17 protein-coding genes are annotated in these 17,106 nt (G+C 68.6%); 9 read left to right on the top strand and 8 right to left on the bottom strand.

The window, feature by feature from the left end; all coding sequences use genetic code 11:
• On the top strand, window positions 1–702 hold a 702-nt coding region (locus AC07FT_RS29040; RefSeq protein ID WP_479178903.1), incomplete at its 5' end, for a solute symporter family protein.
• Between the two features lie 200 nt (window positions 703–902).
• Window positions 903–1,454 (top strand): hypothetical protein, encoded by a 552-nt coding sequence (locus AC07FT_RS29035; RefSeq protein WP_479178902.1) that lies wholly within the window; start codon window positions 903–905, stop codon window positions 1,452–1,454.
• Between the two features lie 53 nt (window positions 1,455–1,507).
• Here AC07FT_RS29035 and AC07FT_RS29030 read toward each other — a convergent pair whose 3' ends face one another.
• The gene (locus AC07FT_RS29030; protein WP_479178900.1) at window positions 1,508–2,461 is read right to left on the bottom strand and encodes a LysR family transcriptional regulator; all 954 of its coding nucleotides are present in this window, start codon (window positions 2,459–2,461) and stop codon (window positions 1,508–1,510) included.
• Window positions 2,462–2,563: 102 nt separating this feature from the next.
• Between AC07FT_RS29030 and AC07FT_RS29025 the strand changes: the two genes are divergently transcribed.
• A complete protein-coding gene (locus AC07FT_RS29025) occupies window positions 2,564–3,457 on the top strand; it encodes an NAD(P)H-binding protein (protein WP_479178899.1) in 894 nt (297 codons plus the stop codon).
• 42 nt (window positions 3,458–3,499) lie between these two features.
• Entirely contained in the window at window positions 3,500–3,865 is a 366-nt protein-coding gene (locus tag AC07FT_RS29020; protein ID WP_479178898.1) for a darcynin family protein, read from the top strand.
• 103 nt (window positions 3,866–3,968) lie between these two features.
• Here the strand turns inward: AC07FT_RS29020 and AC07FT_RS29015 are convergent, their stop codons facing one another.
• Window positions 3,969–4,586, bottom strand: coding sequence for an SUKH-4 family immunity protein (locus tag AC07FT_RS29015; protein WP_479178896.1), 618 nt, complete (start codon window positions 4,584–4,586; stop codon window positions 3,969–3,971).
• A 99-nt stretch (window positions 4,587–4,685) separates the two neighbouring features.
• Entirely contained in the window at window positions 4,686–5,333 is a 648-nt protein-coding gene (locus AC07FT_RS29010; protein WP_479178895.1) for a TetR/AcrR family transcriptional regulator, read from the bottom strand.
• A 290-nt stretch (window positions 5,334–5,623) separates the two neighbouring features.
• Here AC07FT_RS29010 and AC07FT_RS29005 point away from each other — a divergent pair, with 290 nt between their 5' ends.
• The 4 genes from AC07FT_RS29005 to AC07FT_RS28990 all read left to right on the top strand — a co-directional run bounded on the left by AC07FT_RS29005 (window position 5,624) and on the right by AC07FT_RS28990 (window position 9,651).
• Window positions 5,624–7,021 carry an MFS transporter gene (locus tag AC07FT_RS29005; protein ID WP_479178912.1) on the top strand — a complete coding sequence of 466 codons (1,398 nt, stop codon included), beginning with the start codon at window positions 5,624–5,626 and terminating at the stop codon, window positions 7,019–7,021.
• Entirely contained in the window at window positions 7,018–8,247 is a 1,230-nt protein-coding gene (locus tag AC07FT_RS29000; RefSeq protein ID WP_479178894.1) for an FAD-dependent monooxygenase, read from the top strand. Before AC07FT_RS29005 ends, AC07FT_RS29000 begins: the two co-directional genes overlap by 4 nt.
• Window positions 8,248–8,465: 218 nt before the next feature.
• Window positions 8,466–9,026 (top strand): hypothetical protein, encoded by a 561-nt coding sequence (locus AC07FT_RS28995; RefSeq protein ID WP_479178893.1) that lies wholly within the window; start codon window positions 8,466–8,468, stop codon window positions 9,024–9,026.
• A gap of 127 nt (window positions 9,027–9,153) precedes the next feature.
• Window positions 9,154–9,651, top strand: a complete 498-nt coding sequence (locus AC07FT_RS28990; RefSeq protein ID WP_479178891.1) for a peptidylprolyl isomerase — start codon at window positions 9,154–9,156, stop codon at window positions 9,649–9,651.
• A 172-nt stretch (window positions 9,652–9,823) separates the two neighbouring features.
• Here the strand turns inward: AC07FT_RS28990 and AC07FT_RS28985 are convergent, their stop codons facing one another.
• Window positions 9,824–10,414: a TetR/AcrR family transcriptional regulator gene (locus tag AC07FT_RS28985; RefSeq protein WP_479178910.1), complete on the bottom strand. Its 591-nt coding sequence runs from the start codon at window positions 10,412–10,414 to the stop codon at window positions 9,824–9,826.
• 301 nt (window positions 10,415–10,715) lie between these two features.
• Between AC07FT_RS28985 and AC07FT_RS28980 the strand changes: the two genes are divergently transcribed.
• A complete protein-coding gene (locus AC07FT_RS28980; RefSeq protein WP_479178889.1) occupies window positions 10,716–12,941 on the top strand; it encodes a serine/threonine protein kinase in 2,226 nt (741 codons plus the stop codon).
• A 95-nt stretch (window positions 12,942–13,036) separates the two neighbouring features.
• Here AC07FT_RS28980 and AC07FT_RS28975 read toward each other — a convergent pair whose 3' ends face one another.
• The 4 genes from AC07FT_RS28975 to AC07FT_RS28960 all read right to left on the bottom strand — a co-directional run bounded on the left by AC07FT_RS28975 (window position 13,037) and on the right by AC07FT_RS28960 (window position 16,799).
• On the bottom strand, window positions 13,037–13,669 hold the full coding sequence (locus tag AC07FT_RS28975; protein ID WP_479178888.1) for a TetR/AcrR family transcriptional regulator: 633 nt from the start codon (window positions 13,667–13,669) through the stop codon (window positions 13,037–13,039).
• A gap of 154 nt (window positions 13,670–13,823) precedes the next feature.
• Window positions 13,824–14,690, bottom strand: coding sequence for an MBL fold metallo-hydrolase (locus AC07FT_RS28970; RefSeq protein WP_479178887.1), 867 nt, complete (start codon window positions 14,688–14,690; stop codon window positions 13,824–13,826).
• Window positions 14,687–15,316, bottom strand: a complete 630-nt coding sequence (locus AC07FT_RS28965; RefSeq protein ID WP_479178886.1) for a DUF3159 domain-containing protein — start codon at window positions 15,314–15,316, stop codon at window positions 14,687–14,689. Before AC07FT_RS28965 ends, AC07FT_RS28970 begins: the two co-directional genes overlap by 4 nt.
• A 907-nt stretch (window positions 15,317–16,223) precedes the next feature.
• Window positions 16,224–16,799 carry a GYD domain-containing protein gene (locus AC07FT_RS28960; RefSeq protein WP_479178884.1) on the bottom strand — a complete coding sequence of 192 codons (576 nt, stop codon included), beginning with the start codon at window positions 16,797–16,799 and terminating at the stop codon, window positions 16,224–16,226.
• Window positions 16,800–17,106 lie beyond the last annotated feature (307 nt).

Here is a 17,106-nt window from a genome sequence, read left to right as displayed (position 1 = left end):
GGTTTCGGTGCCGCGGCCCTGCTGAACCGTGATGACATCATCGCGTCGAACAAGGCGGGCAACACCGCGGCCCCGCTGCTGGCGGAGGAGATCGGTGGTGGTGCGGATTCCACCGGTGGGGCGATCCTGCTGGCGGTGATCTCGGCGGTGGCGTTCGCGACCATCCTGGCCGTGGTCGCCGGGCTCACGCTGGCCTCCTCGTCCTCCTTCGCGCACGATCTGTATGCCAATGTCATCCGCAAGGGTCAGGCGTCGCAGAAGGAGGAGATCTCCGCTGCCCGCTGGGCGACGGTCGGGATCGGAATCGTGGCGGTCGCGCTGGGAGTGTTCGCCCGGGATCTCAATGTGGCCGGACTGGTGGCCCTCGCCTTCGCGGTCGCGGCCTCCGCCAATCTCCCGACGATCCTGTACAGCCTGTTCTGGAAGCGGTTCACCACTCAGGGCGCCCTGTGGTCGATCTATGGCGGGTTGTTCTCCTCGGTCTTCCTGGTGCTGTTCTCGCCGGTGGTCTCCGGCAAGGAGACCTCGATGTTCCCGGATGTCGACTTCCACTGGTTCCCGCTGGAGAACCCGGGCCTGATCTCCATCCCGCTGGGCTTCCTGCTCGGCTGGCTGGGCACCATGGTCTCCAAGGAACAGCCGGACCCCGAGAAGTACGCGGAACTGGAGGTCCGCTCCCTCACCGGACACGGAGCCCACTGACGGCACTGAGGGACACACGTCGTTCGAACGGCCCCGTCGCGATGTCGATCCCCAGCCCTGGGGCAACCATCGCGGCGGGAGCCGTGAACACCCGCATCAACGATGGCGCGCCACTTCCGCACGGGGGGCGCGCCATCGCCGTGTATGAGGCGGTCTCGCTCGACCTGGCGGGTGATCAGGGGCCCTTATAGGGTCATGGCATGGATGTGAGCGGGCGAGTCTGGGGTGCGACAAGGGCCGAGCAGAGTGCGCCGTATCCGTGTGACCGGCTGGTGAGCGCCCGTTCCGAGGGCTGGACACGGGCAGTCGACGTCGCGGCACCACCCCACATCGTCTTCAGCTGGCTCCGCCAGTTGACCATCGCTCCGTACAGCTACGACTGGATCGACTTCCGGGGACGGAAGAGCCCACGCGTACTTCTCTCCAGGCTGCCGGACCTGGCCGTCGGGCAGCAGTTCCTCGTCTTCGAGATCGCGAGCTTCACGACTGACGCACACATCACCGGTGTCCTTCCCGAAGCCCACGCGAGGCGGTACGGCCATATGGCCGTGAGCTACACCGTGCGCCCGCACGGCGGGGGGTCCCGTCTGGTCGTCAAGGTGGTGGTCGAGACGGGAGGAACTGCAGGCCGAAGGCTGCTCCGACGGCTCCTCGCCTGGGGAGATCTCATCATGATGCGCAAGCAGCTTCTGACGCTCAAGAAGCTGGCCGAAGGGATTGCCGCAGCTGATCCCGGCGTCGCCACCGGGTAGACACTCCGCCGCGTCACACTCCCGGCCGCGGCTGTCCCGGTGCCCCGGTCAGGTCATGTGGCGGGGGCCCCGGGCGTGCGAAGGGTTCGGCGGATGGCGTTGCGGAGCCAGTGATGGGCTCTGTCGGCTGCGTGGCGGGGGTGCCAGGCCATGCCGACGGTAATGGGCGGCAGCGTCAGGGGGATGTCCAGGAGGCGCAGCCCGAGGGCGATGGCGTCGTCGGTGAGGGGCGAGGGAGCGGCGCCGGGAAGCGCGGCAGGTACGAGGCAGACCATATCGCTGCGGGCGGCGAGGGACATGGCGGCCAGGTGACTGGGGAGGACGACACTGACCCGCCGATGAAGGTCCTGCTCGGCCAGGGCGGTATCGAGGGGGCCGGTGAACCGGCCGCGGCGGCTGACCGCGACATGTTGGGCGGCGGCGAGCCGGGCCGGGGTCAGGGGGCCTTCGGCCAGCGGATGGCCGGAACGGACAGCCGCCATCATGCGGAGGCTGACCAGTTCTTCGACCCTGGTCTCGGGGTCCACATGGTCGATGGACCCGACCTCCAGGTCGATCCGGCCGTCGCGCAGGGCGGGGCCGGCCTCCAACTCCTCGGCCCGGAGCCGGAACGAGACCCCCGGTGCCTCCTGCTCGGCCAGGCCCAGCAGTCCGGGGGCCAGTGCCGAGCCGACCAGGTCGGCGGTCTGGAGGGTGAAGGTACTGCGCAGGGTTGTGGGGTCGACGCCGGTGTCGGGGCTGAGCAGGTCTCCGAGACGCTGCACCACGGCTGCGACTTCCTCGCGCAGGGCCTCCGCACGCGGGGTGGGGACCATGGCCTGCCCGGCCCGGACCAGCAGCGGATCCTGCAAGGTGCGGCGCAGGCGGGCGAGTGTGCGACTCATGGCGGCGGGCGAGGTGTGCAGGCGGGCGGCGGCCCGGGTGACGCTGTGCTCGGCCAGCAGGGCGTCCAACGCGATGGCGAGATTGGCGTCGAGGGCCGAATCCGGGCTGTTCACCAGCATCATTCCACTTCAGTCAATGATTCCATGCTGAAGTTCCCATTGTGGCAACACCGTTGTCCTTCACAGGATGGGGGTGTACCGAACAGCGCGACCTGCGAGGTTTTCATGATCGTCATTACCGCCCCCACCGGGAACATCGGCCGTCATCTGCTCTCCCGACTCCTGGAGTCCGCCCCCGCCGCGGACGAGGAACTACGCGTGATCGTGCGCGACCCCTCCCGGCTTCCGGACGCGGCGCGTGGACGCGTCGAGGTGATCGTCGGCTCGCATGGAGACGCCCAGGTCGTCGACCGGGCCTTCGAGGGAGCGGACGCCGTCTTCTGGCTCGTTCCTCCGGACGCCACCCTGACTCCGCAGGATGCATACAGCGGCTTCAGCACACCCGCCGTCAGGGCGTTCGCCGCCCATGGCGTCGGCCATGTCGTCGGCGTCTCCGCACTCGGCCGCGGTACCCCGCCGGCCGACCGGGCCGGCCTCGTCACCGCCTCCCTCGCCTTGGACGACCTCATCGCCGACAGCGGCGTCGCCTACCGGGCGCTGGCCAACCCGTCCTTCTTCGAGAACCTCCTGGAGGAGTCCGACTCGATCCGCGAGAAGGGCGTCTTCACCGACTCGGCCGACGCCGACCGCAAGGCCCCGTTCGTCGCCACCGCCGACATCGCGGCCGTGGCCGCCGGCCTGCTGCTGGACCGCTCATGGACCGGAAACGGCAGCGTCCCGGTCCTCGGGCCGCGGGACGTGTCCCCCAACGACCTGGCCCGCATCATGACCGAGCAACTCGGCCGTCCCGTCCGCTACGAACGCCAGTCGCTCGACGAGCTGCACACCACCCTCGTCGGCTACGGCCTCCACGAGGCATTCGTCCAGGCCATGGTCGACATGAAGCGAGCCAAGGACCAGGGCCTGGACGCCGGCGTCGCCCGTACCCCGGACACCGCTTCTCCCACCAGCTTCGAGCAGTGGTGTGCCCGGACCCTCAAGCCGGCCGTCCTCTCCTGAAGCCCACTTCCCGAAGCCCACCGCCATCTCGGAGGCACTCTGATGCCCGCTGATATGACCGAACCGCCGGTCACGGCGTTCATACTCGTCAAGACGACACCTGAGTGGCTCGCCCTGACCGTCCAGCAACGCGTCGACGTCTTCACCACCCAGGTCCTGCCCGCGATCGAGGCCAAGACCACCGGCGTCCGGTCACGCTTCTACGACACGGAGTTCTACTCCGCGCGCGTCACCGACGTCTGGGTATGGGAGGCCGAGGACCACCACGCCTACCAGCTCCTGATCGACGCGCTGCGCGAAACCCCCTTCTGGGACCGTTACTTCGAGATCATCGACCTCCTCGTCGGTACCGAGAACGGCTACGCCCGCAGCTACGGCCTCGAACCCCTCGCCACCATCACCACCTGACACACCGCCACCCCGCCCGACCGATCCGATGCCCTCTGGCCACAACCGGCCGGAGGGCATCCGAGCAGGAAGAACCACGGTCGTGGGCGACATCGGCCCGCGATCACCCGTAGAGCGAGCGGGCTCCCGGGCTGTTGCCCTTGAAGCGCCGGCCCGCGGCGATCTCATCGCCCACCACCGACCAGACGGTCTCGTCGTCCTGGAAGGGGAGCGGGTCAATGCTGCTCGTCTCGTGGCGGATGCGCTCGACCTCGCGCTCCAGGCGCTCGAAGTCGGCCTCCTCGTCGCCGTCGTCGCCGCTGAAGGTGAACTCCTCGAGCAGGCACTGGAACCGGAGGGTGACCTGGATGAGGGAGGAGACATCCGTGTGGAGCTCCCGCACGGTCCCCTCGTCGGCGTCGAAGGCATGCACCTTGCCGGAACCGGGGTCGAGGGCGAGGTGAGCGTTGAGCAGCCAGCCGATGACGGGCCATTCGCCCGCGTCCTGTGAGGCGTCCTCGAAGTCCTCGACGTCGACGACGTCCCGGACGAGGGCCGGCCGGCCGGTGTCCTTGTCGGATTCACGCAGCCAGAGCGCCCCGGTGGGGACACCGACGGTCCGCAGGAGGTGGGCACCCCCGGTATCCGCGGCGGAGGACGGGAAGGCGGCGGCGAGCAACGTCACGATCCGGCCCTCGCCGAAGACGTCGACGAGCGCGCCGCGGGTGACATCGAAAAGCACTGCCGGAACTCCGAACTCCGCGGCGGCGCAGGCGCCGCGGGACTCTCGGTGGAGGGAAGCGTTCGCAACAACCGCGTTGCGGATCGAGGCGCGTCAGCCCTACGTGGTGCGGTACGCCCGGAGAAAGGTCCGTACTCCCTCGACGATGAGTGGCCGGACGCGGGAGTCCTCCGCGGCGTTCGCGGAACCGAGTCTGTCCAGGGCGACGCCGAAGGTGAGCGCGATGAACTGGTCGGCGGCGAGCCGGGGATCGGGGACGTCGAGCAGCCCGGCCGCGGCGAAGGCGGCCAACCGCTCGGCGATTGCCTCGTCGGGGGCGTCGGCCATGGAGTTGTATCCCGGGTGCGGCAGGTTGCCTGATTCAGCCCGGACGAGTCGTCGCAGCGTCGTGTACTCCGCCGAGCCGAGCATGTCGGTCGCGATGCGCATCGAGAACGTGGTCAGGGCGTCCTCGAGGTCGGCTGCCTCGGTGGGGTCGGGGAGGGTGTCGTCGAGGGTGCGCCGGATCGTGGTGATCAGTGACTGGCCGATGGCGTCGACGACCGCTCGCAGCAGTGTCTGCTTGTCGCCGAAGTAGTCGTAGACCGTCCGCTTGGACACCTCGGCCCGGGCGGCGACCGCGTCGACGCTGGTGCGGTCGAAGCCGTCGGCGAGGAACAGTTCCCGGGCTGCCGAGAGGATGGCGGCCCGCTTCAGCGTGGACCCCTCGCGCAGTGTCTTCGTGGTCGGCGTCTTCGTGGTCGGCATGGGCACATCGTAACCGTACTACACTGCACGGTGTAGTGTAATAATGGCTCAGGGCGTGCCGCACTCGTACACCCGCTCCACCTCGGCGGAGCTGTGCACGCGTCATCTCCGTTACCGCTTCCCCCGAGTTCACTTCGCGGGACGCCTCCGGACCTGTCCGCGGAAGAAGCACCACGCACCACGCACACCGCGCCCGTGTGTCCCCGCCGGGCCCGGCAAGACGGCAGCGCTACGCGTACGGCCGGCCCTCATCTCGCCCTGCTCGCCCCGCAGTAACGGAAAGGATGTCCATGACCGCAACTCTCGCTCCACCGGTTCGTATCGGGAGGGCCGCTGTCGGTGCCCTCGGCATGCTGGCAGTCGCCACCGGTGCCTTGGAGTCGGTGGTGACGCCGACGCTCCCGCTCCTGCAACGCGAGCTGGACATGAGCCCGTCCGAAGGGGCGTTACTCAGCATCGTGCTCCTCATCACCGGCGCGCTCATCACACCGGTCGCAGGCAAGTTCGGCGACCGCTACGGCGGAAAACAGGTCCTGATCCGGCTCATGGCGGTGGTGTGTACCGGTGGCCTGGTGTCCGCCATGGCGCCGAACCTGCCGGTGCTGCTGCTCGGTCAGGTACTGCAGGGCGCGATGGTGGGCGCGCTGCCCCTGTCGTTCATCCTGGTGCGCAAACACCTCCCCCCGGGCGAGTCGAAAGTGGCCATCGGGGTGGTCAGCGGGTTATTCGTGGGGGGCGGGATGGCGGGAACGCTGTCGGCCGGACCGGTCGCCGAAGGGCTGTCACGGCACTGGATGTTCGCGCTGCCGACGTTCGCGGTCATCGGGTCCACCCTGCTGGTGAACAGGCTGATGCCGTATGACCCGCCGGGCCGGTCGGATGACGCCGGGATCGACTGGCCCGGCCTGGTTCTCCTGAGCGGAACGCTGGTCACGCTCATGCTCGTGCTCGCGGTGGCGCCCGACATCGGCTCACAGCCACTGGTGCTCGGTGTCCTCATCGTGGTGCTGGCAGCCTTGGTGACCGGATGGATAGCCGTTGAGCGTCGTGCGGCCTCGCCGATGGTCGATCTGCGCATGCTGGCACTGCCCGCGGTGTGGAAGTCATGCGTGCTGACGTTCGTGATCTGTCTCGGCACCTCGGTGGCGGTCTATCTGGTCCCGCAGCTGTTCGACGTGCCCGCCGACGCGTACGGATTCGGGGCCAGCGCCACAGAGATCGGCTTCTTCCTGCTGCCCGGCGCCGTGGCCGCGTCGCTGGCCGGGCCGATCAGTGGGATCGGGACACGGCGTTTCGGTTCACGTGCCATGGTCACCACCGGGGTCGTCATCATGGTCACCGCCCTGATCGCCCTGGCTGCCGTGCACACCGAGGTCTGGCACCTCATCCTCGGCAAGGCGATGATCGCGCTCGCCAACGGCCTGTGCGTCACGGCGATGGTGACCAGCACCGCCACATCGGTCGAGCACCGTGACACCGGCATCGCCACCAGCCTCGTCCTGGTGACTCGCGTGCTCGGCTACGCCGTGGGTGCGCAGATCGGTGCGGCGATCCTCACCGCCGGTACCCCCTCCGGGTCGGATGTCCCGGCCGAATCGGCCTTCGTCACCGGCTTCGTCATCGCCGGCGCCGTCACGGCCCTGTCCCTGCTCGTCACCCGCACCATGAGCAAAGGAGTCAAGGAATGACCCGCACCGATCAGCTGAGGGATGTCCGTGATTTCCGTACCGCGCCGAGGCGCACGGCCCTGATATCCGGGGCCAGCATCGCGGGGCCCGCCCTCGCGTTCTGGCTGAACCGCTACGGATTCGCGGTCACGGTGGTCGAGAAGGCGAGCACACTTCGCGACGGTGGTTACCCCATCGACGTGCGCGGTACCGCACTCGAAGTGGTCCGGAAGATGGGGATTCTGCCGCGACTGCGGGACGCACACGTCGACGTGCGCCGGCTGACCTTCCTCGAGGAGGACGGCGGCGTGGTGGCCTCGGTCAGCCCGCACGCGGTCACCGGCGGCGTCGCGGGAGAGGACCTGGAGGTGCGGCGCGGGGATCTGACCGACGCTCTCCACGCGGCGGTCCGGGACGACGTGGAATTCGTGTTCGACGACTCCATCGACACCCTCGCCCAGTCCGGCCACGGGGTCGACGTCACCTTCCGCGGGGGCGGCAGGCGTACGTTCGACATGGTGTTCGGTGCGGATGGTCTGCACTCACGTACCCGCGAGTTCCTGTTCGGCCCCGAAGAGCAGTTCCACCGGTACCTCGGCTACTGCTTCGCCGGGTTCACCATGCGCAACACCTTCGGGCTCTCCCACGAGCTCATGATGTGGAACACCCCGGGCAGGGCCGCGGCGCTCTACGCCGTGGGGAACAAGGACGAAGTACACGCCTTCCTGAACTTCGCCCGCCCGGAGGCACCCTTCGACGCGTTCCGGAACCCGGAAGCCCAGCGGGACCTGGTCGCCGCGGTCTTCGCTGACGGGGGATGGGAGGTTCCGGGGATGGTTGCCGCAATGCGCGAGGCGGACGACCTGTTCTTCGACATGGTCAGCCAGATCCGTCTGCCCCGCTGGTCCAGCGGCAGGGTCGCGCTGGTGGGCGACGCCGCGTACGCACCCTCGTTCCTCACCGGACAGGGCTCCAGTCTCGCGCTCGTCGGCGCCTACATGCTCGCCGGTTCACTGGCCGACCGGGACCACGCCGCGGGTTTCGCCGCCTACGAGCGGAACACCCGTGCGTTCGTGACCCTGAACCAGGAGCAGGTCGGCGAGGGCGATGCCGCGCTCTTCCCGACCACCGCTCGGGCCCTGGAGCAGCGCAACGCCATGCTGCGCAATCTCAGCGCGAGGCCCCCCAAGGAGGGACGGCCGGCTCATTCGGCTCTCACCCTGCCCGAATTCACGCCCGTGACGTGAGCCGGCGTTCGTCGCTTCCCGGGGACGAGGCGAGCTGTCGCCGGGAACGGTGAAATTGATCGGTAACGTTCCTGGGCCGCCGGACGTGAACCGAGTGAGAGCAAGCGCTGCCGGAGTCCGTCCGGCAGCCTCATGCAGTTGTGGGCTTCACGTCAGGCGGGACGGTCCATCGGGCCGCACGGCAGGGGCGGGGAAGCCGGGGAGAGGAAGACATGGGGATGAGCAAGAAGACGACCCGCGCCAAGCTGGTGATGACCGGGGGAGTGGCCGCCGCGCTGATGTCTCTGACCGTGGCGGCGATGCCGAGTTCCGCGTCCGAGGCGGACCGGTCGGACCGGCAGCCGGTGGCGGCGCAGGCCGCCGCGGTCAAGATCAAGGCCGCCCAGGGCAATACGAAGCAGGCGTTCCCGGAGAGGGTGTCCGGCAGCCCCACTTCTCCGCTCACCAGGGTGAGCGACTTCTTCGGCGCGTACATCGACGCACGGAAGGACGCGAGGAACGACGAGGGCAGCGGTGCGCTGTCGACCGTGCTCCGCAGGCACTACCTGTCCCCGGGGCTGGACAAGACGCTGATGGACTGGGAGCGGAGTCACAACGCTGATGGCGTGCTGCGCTCGCAGAATGTGCCGGTGAAGTGGACCGTCACCGACAACGGAAATGGCAACAACTACTCTGCCGTCACCACCCTGACCTGGGGTGATGGCACGGAGACCAAACTTGCCGTGCTCGGTTCCCGCGGTGCGGAGAGGATCATCGCCATAGAACCGATCGGGCGGTGACCCCCAGGCGGTGAGCCGACGGGGCGGGGCGGGCCTGCCCGCTCTGCCCGGGTTCGCCGGAACCACCGTCGACCCATACGGAGGGGCTGTTTCGACTTAGCTTGATCCGTTGTGGAGAATCTGAGGTATGAGTGACAACGTATACTTCAAGGTCTCGGCCAATGGTGAGGACCTCGGCCGCATCGTCTTCCGTCTCTTCGACGACGTGGTGCCCAAGACGGCACGCAACTTCCGTGAGCTGGCCACCGGTCAGAACGGGTTCGGTTACCAGGGCGCACCCTTCCACCGCGTCATCCCCGAGTTCATGCTCCAGGGCGGTGACTTCACCAAGGGCAACGGCACCGGCGGCAAGAGCATCTACGGTGCGAAGTTCGCGGACGAGAACTTCCAGCTCAAGCACGACAGGCCCTTCCTGCTCAGCATGGCCAACTCCGGCCCGGACTCCAACGGCTCGCAGTTCTTCGTCACCACCGTGGTGACGCCGTGGCTGGACGGCAAGCACGTGGTGTTCGGCGAGGTCGTCGAAGGCGAGGACATCGTCAAGGCGATCGAGGCGCTCGGCAGCCACTCCGGCGCGCCCGCCAAGAAGGTCGTCATCGAGGAGAGCGGCGTCGTCACCGGCTGAGCCCGGGGACGTCGGCAGTCAGCCCGCTGGTAGCGCGGGGCCGGCTGCCAGCCTCCCGGTCCGCGGCGTGGCAGCCACGCCGCGGACCGGGGACGGCGTTCACACAGGTATGAACGTGAGGCAGCGGCCCCGGCCTCGTCTCCGTATCGCCTTTCTTCCCACCGTGTGCGGGTCAGGGGCTGACCGAGCGCCAGATGTGGTCGGGCAGTGTCCGTGCGGCTTGCTCGAGGTCGACGTCTCCCATGGTCAGCCATCGACGGGCGACCGCCGTTGTCGGCCCGAGGACGAGGGACTCGATGAGGGGTCCGGGCAGGGCAGCGAGCTCGCCGACGTCCTGACGTGCATGTATCCAGAGTGCGAAGAGTGTCAGGCGAGCCTCTTGGGAGTCCCGGATCTGATCGCCCCGGGACATGAACTCATGGTCGATCGTGGCGGAGTGCAGCAGCCGGGCCTCGTCGGGGTGGGTCCGGACGAATGTCAGGTAGGCCCGGACGACGGCCCGGACCCCGGAGCGTGCGTCGGTCGTCGCCTGGAGCGCGGTGGCGAGCTCCTCCAGGAGTTGGCCCAGACAGCGCAGGGCGAGTGCGTTGAGCACCCCTTGGAGGCTGCCGAAATGGTGGTAGACGCTCCCGGCGCTGACGCCGCTGCTCTTGGTGATCGTGCCGACGGTGAGGCCGGCTTCACCGGAGGATGTGTAGATGCGCAGCGCGGAGTCCAGAACCTGTTCGACGGTGGCCTCGCCGCGCTGCTGCTTCGGGCTCATCGAGAACACGTCCCCGGTCCGGCGGTGCTGAAGGGAGGACTCCGGGTCCTCGCCGCGGCCAGCATAGGCCAACCCTTCTGGAATATTTTCCAGAAACCACTTCCACTGCCGGGTGAGGGGACATCAGACTGGTCCCGCGCCGTACGCACGCCTCCGCTGCCGTGACGAACCGTGTCCGCCAACAGAGGCGGTGCGGCCCGGGCCCGCTCGCCGCCGTGCGGAACGCGCACTGGCGCGACGGGCCATCCGGCACATCCGGAGAACGGCATGGACGGGGGACGCACATGGGGAGTGACGCCGCATGACCGGGATGAAGCTCTTTTCACTCGAATCCAGCGATCCGCGGCGACTGGGCCCCTATCGCCTGCTGCGGCGGATCGCCACCGGCGGGATGGGGCGCATCTATCTCGCCCGGCAGGAGGCACCCGGAACCCCCGCCAGCGTCGCGGGGCCCACGGGAACCGTTGTGGACCACGGGCTCGTCGCGGTCAAGACGCTCCTGGCCGAGGGCGTCGTGAGCAGGCCGGACCGGGAGCGGTTCGCCCGCGAGGTGGAGCTGGCGGGCCGCGTCGACAGTGCCTGCACCGCCACGGTGCTCGACGCCGACCCCAGGGCGGAGCGCCCTTGGCTCGCCATCGAGTTCATTCCGGCGCCGAGCCTGGCCGAGCTCGTCGTCAGCGCCGGGACGCTGCCGGTCGACGGTGTGCGGTGGGTGGCCGCCGGGACCGCGCGAGCGCTGGTGGAGCTGCATGGTCTGGGAGTCGTCCACCGGGATGTCAAACCCTTGAACGTCCTGCTGCCCCATGACGGTCCCCGTCTGATCGACTTCGGCATCTCGCACGCTCACGACCACACCAGCTCCACGACGACCATCGGCACCTTCGCGTTCGCATCACCTGAACAGGCGTGCGGACGGAAGTCCACCGCGGCGTCCGACATGTACTCCCTGGGCGCCACGCTCTTCTTCCTCGCGATGGGCCGGCCGCCGTATGCGCAGACCGACCATTCCATCGGGGTGCTGGCTCTTGTCCAGCGTGGCGAGCTCGACGTCAGCGGGCTGCCGCCGGAACTGGAACCGCTGGTCCTTCCCCTGCTGGAAGTCGATCCCGAACGGCGTCCCGCTCCGTCCGTGGTGCTCCAGGAGGCACTGGACCCTCTCGACCGGACGACGGGGGACCGGGGCGACAACCGGTGGCTTCCGCGGCCGTGGACGGCGCTGATCGAGGAGTACGCGGAGCAGGGCCGTCAACTCCACGCGGGAGCGGTGGACTTCGACGCCGCCGAGGCGCCGACCCGGGTTGGCGCCGGGGGTACCGCGGAGGGCGCGGACGAGGCCATCAGCGGGATGCGCGAGCAATTGGAGGCCCTGCGACGCCAGCGCGACGCCCTGGTGCGGGCGCAGGCCGAGGAGCGGGAGCAGGCGGAGGCGCGGGAATCCGCGCGCCGCGCGGAGGAGGAGCGCAGGCGCAGGGAAGTCGCGCGTAAGGAAGCGGCGGAGCACAGGGAGAGAGAACGCAGGGAACGGGAGAGGAAGGAGAAGGAGGAGAAGACGCAGAGGGAGCGTGAGAGGAAGGAGAGGGAACAGAAGGAACGGGAGCGAGAGAAGAAGCGCAAGGAGCAGGAGCGCTTACAGCAGGCGAAGACCCAGAGCTCGGCGACGGGCAAGAGCACCAGCACCACCTCGACGCCCAAGGCCGCTCCGAAGCCTGGAGCGGCGTCGAAGCCGGCGAAGAAATCGGATTCCTCGGAAGGCTGGGGCGGCGTGCTCGTGGCCGCGCTCGTGATCGGAATGCTGATCTGGCAGCCCTGGGAGAAGAAGGACGACGACACCTCCAAGGGCACCCCCACCTCGCGGGTGACCACCTTGTCCACCAGCGGCGGATCCAGTGGCAGTGGATCCAGTGGCCTCGGTGACGGCCTCGGGGACAGTGGCACCGACAGCGACACCTCCTCCGGCTCGTCGGGCGGCGACTCGGACGACACCGCGCCCGAACCCGACCCGACCACCAGCTCTCCCACGCCCGACCCCACCGAATCCGCCTTCAAGGCGGTGTCGTACGGCGACTGCCTGGACGTGGTCGACACTGGTTACGGCGGCCTCACGAAGTACGACTGGAGCGAGGACGAACCGAACACGACGTCCTGCGGCTACGGCAGTCGAGTGAAGGTTGTCGGCACCACTGGCAACTGCACTTCCGGCACGGCCAAGGCCACCTGGTCGTACTACTCCACCAGCAGCGGCCAGCGGTCCGCGCTCTGCCTCACCGGCCAGTACCACCAGGGCGACTGCCTCCTCGCCAAGCGTCAGGGCACCGATGTCAGCAGCGTCGCGATGCTGTCGTCCCCGAACTGCACGGACCGGCGGGTCCCCGCGGCGTACAACGAGATCCTGGTCGTCACCGACATCTACCGGGCCACCGGCGGTAGCGCCGATGTCTGTCGCCACGGGCAGTACGACACCCATACCTACTGGTCCACGAAGGTGGATGATGGTGCGACCCTGCTGTGCATGAAGGCGTACGACTGACACGCCGCCCGGAGCGACGCCCGACGGCGCACCGTGCAGTGGTGCGCATCGATCCCCTGAGCCCGGCCCCTCGGGGCGGGGCCGGGGCGGCCGTCTCAGCTCTGGGGGAGGGGCCGGTTGACGATGGCGTGGGCGGAGCGGCGGGTCATGCCGAGCATGCGCAGGACTTGCTCGGTGAGCTCGTCGCAGGCGGCCTCGTCCACGAGCTCGGGGTTGCCGAGCCAGAGGTTGATCAGAGCGTGCAGGGAGCCGGCGGTGGTGGCGACGGCGACGTAGGGGTTGTCGACGTGGAAGCGGCCGGCCTCGATGCCGCGCTTGATGTCCCGCAACGCCCGGGGGACCAGGCCTTTCTCCGACGTCAGATAGGACAGGCCGGTCTGCGCGAGAATCCGGGCCATCTGGGGGTGGGTCCAGATCAGCCGAGCGGTCTTGCGTACCGAGGTGGCGAAGACCTCGGCCGGGTCCTCGATACCGGCGGTGACCTCGTCGAGAAGCTGGCCGTGCTCTTCGAGTACTTCGGCGATGGCCGCGTGGAACAGCTCCGACTTGCTGGTGAAGTGGTTGTAGAAGGAACCGAAGCCGACGTCCGCGGCCTCCGTGAGGTCTTGGATGCTGACTTCCGCCATGCCGTGCTCGGCGAGGAAGGTGCGGGCCGCGTCGATGAGTGCCTGACGGGTGCGGGCCTTGCGCCGGTCGAGTCGGTTCATGGGCTGTTGAGCTGTCGGCATGCCGGAGATCATAGCCAGTCACACTTCTGATGGCTATCTCAGTTCTGTGGCATGCCCATGCGTCGTGCGGCAGAGTCATCCGGGTGCGTACGGCGGAAGGCCGCGACCGGCGCGGCCGGGCGGATCGGGCGTGGTCCCCTCCGCCCGGCCTGTCTCACCCTCCGGTGAGTTCGAAGCCCATCAGGTCCCGGCCCACCGACACCTTGCCTTCGTAGCCGCCCTCCCTGAGGTCCCGCTCGAATTCGGCCTCGGCCTCCGGTGTCGACGGTGCCGGGATCAGGTGGGTCAGGACGGTGTGCGGCACTCTCGCGCGCTTGGCCATCGCGCCGAGTGCCACCGTGTCGGCGTAGTAGTCGAAGATCTTCTCGAAGACGGAGCCGCGGATCGCCTCCTCGAGCGCGGTGATGCGGCACGCCTCATGGACCAGTACCTGTGCGCCACGGCACAAGTCCTCGACCTCCGCGCAGACCCGGGTGTCGCCGGAGACGACGACCGCGCCGTCCGGTGTGTCGATACGGTAGGCGGCCGCCTCCTTCACCGGTTCGTGGTGCACACCGACCGCTGTCACCGTCACCGAGCCGTCAGCGCTGCGCCACACTTCCTGCGGCGTCGCCGGTACGCGGAACGATGTGATGGCCGCTGAGGGCGTGTCCGACTGGACATGGGCCATGCGAGCTTCGATGTCGCCGGTGTACGGGTCGAGCATGCGGTTCAGGAAGCTGATCGCCTCGCCGGCCGGGGCCAGCACCGGCAGCGGCCCGGCCGGGAAGACGGCGCTCTGCACCCAGCGCACCATGGTGAGGTCCGGCAGGTCCACCACGTGATCGCTGTGCACATGGGTCACGAAGACCGCGCTGAGTTCGTAGGGGCGCAGACCGGCTTCCGCCAGGCGCAGTGTGGTGGCCCGGCCCGCGTCGAACTGCAGGGCGATATCACTGTGGCGTACGAGCGTACCGGCGCCGGCACGGCCCGGCTCCGGATAGGGCACTCCGGTTCCGGTGAGGGTGACCGTGGTTGTCATGAGTGGGGTTCCTTGTCTTGCGGGGCGACGACGGCAGGGGAGAGGGGAACCGGAGAGGCGGCGCCGCGTCGTACGACGCGCCAGGACAGCACCGCGCAGACCAGGACGGCGGGCTTGCCCGTCGTGATCGACGCGACGCCGAGGGCGACCACCGCGTCGGCGGCGTAGAGCGGCAGCAACAGTGCGAGATGCAGGCCCCACAGTCCGAGCCACAGCAGGGTCAGCTTGCGGTGCAGCCGCAGCCTGTCCTGCTCGCGGTACCAGGTGGATACCTCGCTACCCGACCAGCGGGAGATGAGTCCGGTCAGGGGGCGGCCGGTGACGAGAGAGCCGCCGAAGGCGACGGTCAGCACGCCGTTCACCAGCAGGTCCGGGAGGAAGAAGTCCCGACCTTCACCTGTGTGGTAGGCGAACAGGGAGTGGATGAGCACGATGCCCAGTGACACGCCGATGAGCCGTATCTGACGGCCGTGCAGGAGGCTCCAGCAGGCGATGACGAGGGCGGCGACGATGGCGGCGGCCGCACCCGCGATCGTTCCCCGCAGGCCATGTCCGACGAGGAAGGCGGCGATCGGCGCACCGGCGTCGAATGTCTTGCGCAGTCCTTCTGCGGTGGCGGAGGTCATCGGTCGCGCGGGTCGGCGCCTACGGAATGGAGCGGGAGGGTCGAACCTTCGGTTTCGTCATGCCGGGACCGGGTGGCGGACTGGTCCGCGCGGCCGAGGCAGGTCCCATGGGTGGCGACGCGGTGTGGGTTCGTCCGTGGGCATATCTGGGCGCTGCCCGCGCTTGGCGATACGCCGGGAGGGTCGTGCCGTCGGGAGGAGGTCCTGTGCGTCGGTCCATGGGAGTGGCGCGATGGGATCAGACCCTGAGGTACGTCGTCGACCGGTCGGGCTCGCGTCATTGCTCGCTCCTGAGGTGATGTCGTCCTGTGGTCACGCGGGCGCTGAGCACTCGTAACCGTCTGCCTCACAGATGACGATAGCCTCAAGAGAATGACATGTCATCTGTGCTGATGACTTCATCATTATTGAGAGTCGCTCACTTTCCGGGAGCGGGCAGGCGGCAGGCCGGGAGACGGGAGTGATGCGGCGGCGGTGGCCATCGCCGCCGGCCGATCGTCGAAGAACCCCGGCATTGGTGTCGGCCTGCCGGGCACTCTCGTCCGGGGTCCCAGTGCCGCACGTCGCTTCGCTCACCGCAGGTCAGCGCGGGTTCTGCGGTGGCGGCCGTACGCGATGTCGGCGGCCGCACCGTCGCGTGGGCGGGGCGCCCGCGATGCCCAGCCGCGCGGCCTTCTCGTACGAGGCGGGTCGATCAGGAGGGGCCACCGGTTGGCCGCGACGGCGCCCGTCACGCCGCGCGCTCATGGGAGGTGAGGCCGACGGGCCTGTCCCCGCTGAGCCCGCTCCTGTCCCGATGAGGCCGAGGTCGGCTGTGGTGGTGCGGGGCCCATCCTCCCCCATACCCAGGGCGAGTACTCAGGTGTGAGGTCGTGGAACCCTGGCCACTCTCGTTGTCCCCTTCGGTTCAGGCGCCGGGAGGCCGGTAGTCGACCTGCTTTTTCGTCGCGGCATCGAGATCTTCGGGGCTGAGCAGCGGTACGGCCTTGGAGTGAACGGCGCCGCTTGCTCGTGCCGCGATGGAGGTGGCGGCCATCGACACGTTGTCGGGCATGTCGACGACGACGTACAGATCGTGTTCTCCAAAGGCGAAGTACATCCATTCCAGCGACCCCCCGCACGACTGGAGCTCCCGCTTGATGGCCTCCCTGCGTCCCGTACCTCCGTCGGCGAGCACCCCCTTGGTGCCATCGACGCTGTAACTGGCCATCACCAGGTACTTCGGCATGTACATCTCCCACTCACTCATCGTGGCCGGCACCTGTTCCATACCGCGTGAGAGGGGCGTTGCTGCGAGCACCGTGAACCAATGCCCCAGGTGGCGTAGCTGGCCCTGTGCGCCCGCGGCATTCACACGCGACGGTGACGTGGTCGAGACTGCCGCCTCCGGCACCTGGTCGGCCCTGAGACCGGAGCGCACATGTTCCTGAGCCGGAGAGGGATGCCACCAGGGCCGTGCCGGGGTGGCTCCTGCCTGCTCCACGGGGGAGTCCTGTCACGGAAGACGGACGCAGGTGGCGGCACCTGATCAAGGTGCCCGGCCACCGCACGTTGCGGCAGTCGGGTGTGGAGGCAACGGTGGAGAGCGATGGGCAGGCTGGTGGGCAGGATCACCCAGTTATTGAGCACAGGAGTACACCGGTTTCAGTGAGAAGTCCGCAGCAGAAAGGAGCGCGGCGCACATGATGCGCGGCGCGCGACGAATCAGCGCTCGGGGTGTCTCACAGGGTGTACAACGGCATGCCCTTGACTGGACGGCTTGTTCCGACAGCACGCTAACGGCGCACAGC

Source organism: Streptomyces sp. NPDC045899, assembly GCF_056431485.1.
Note: the sequence above shows the minus strand (reverse complement) of the source record. Positions and strands in the feature narration are given on the sequence as shown.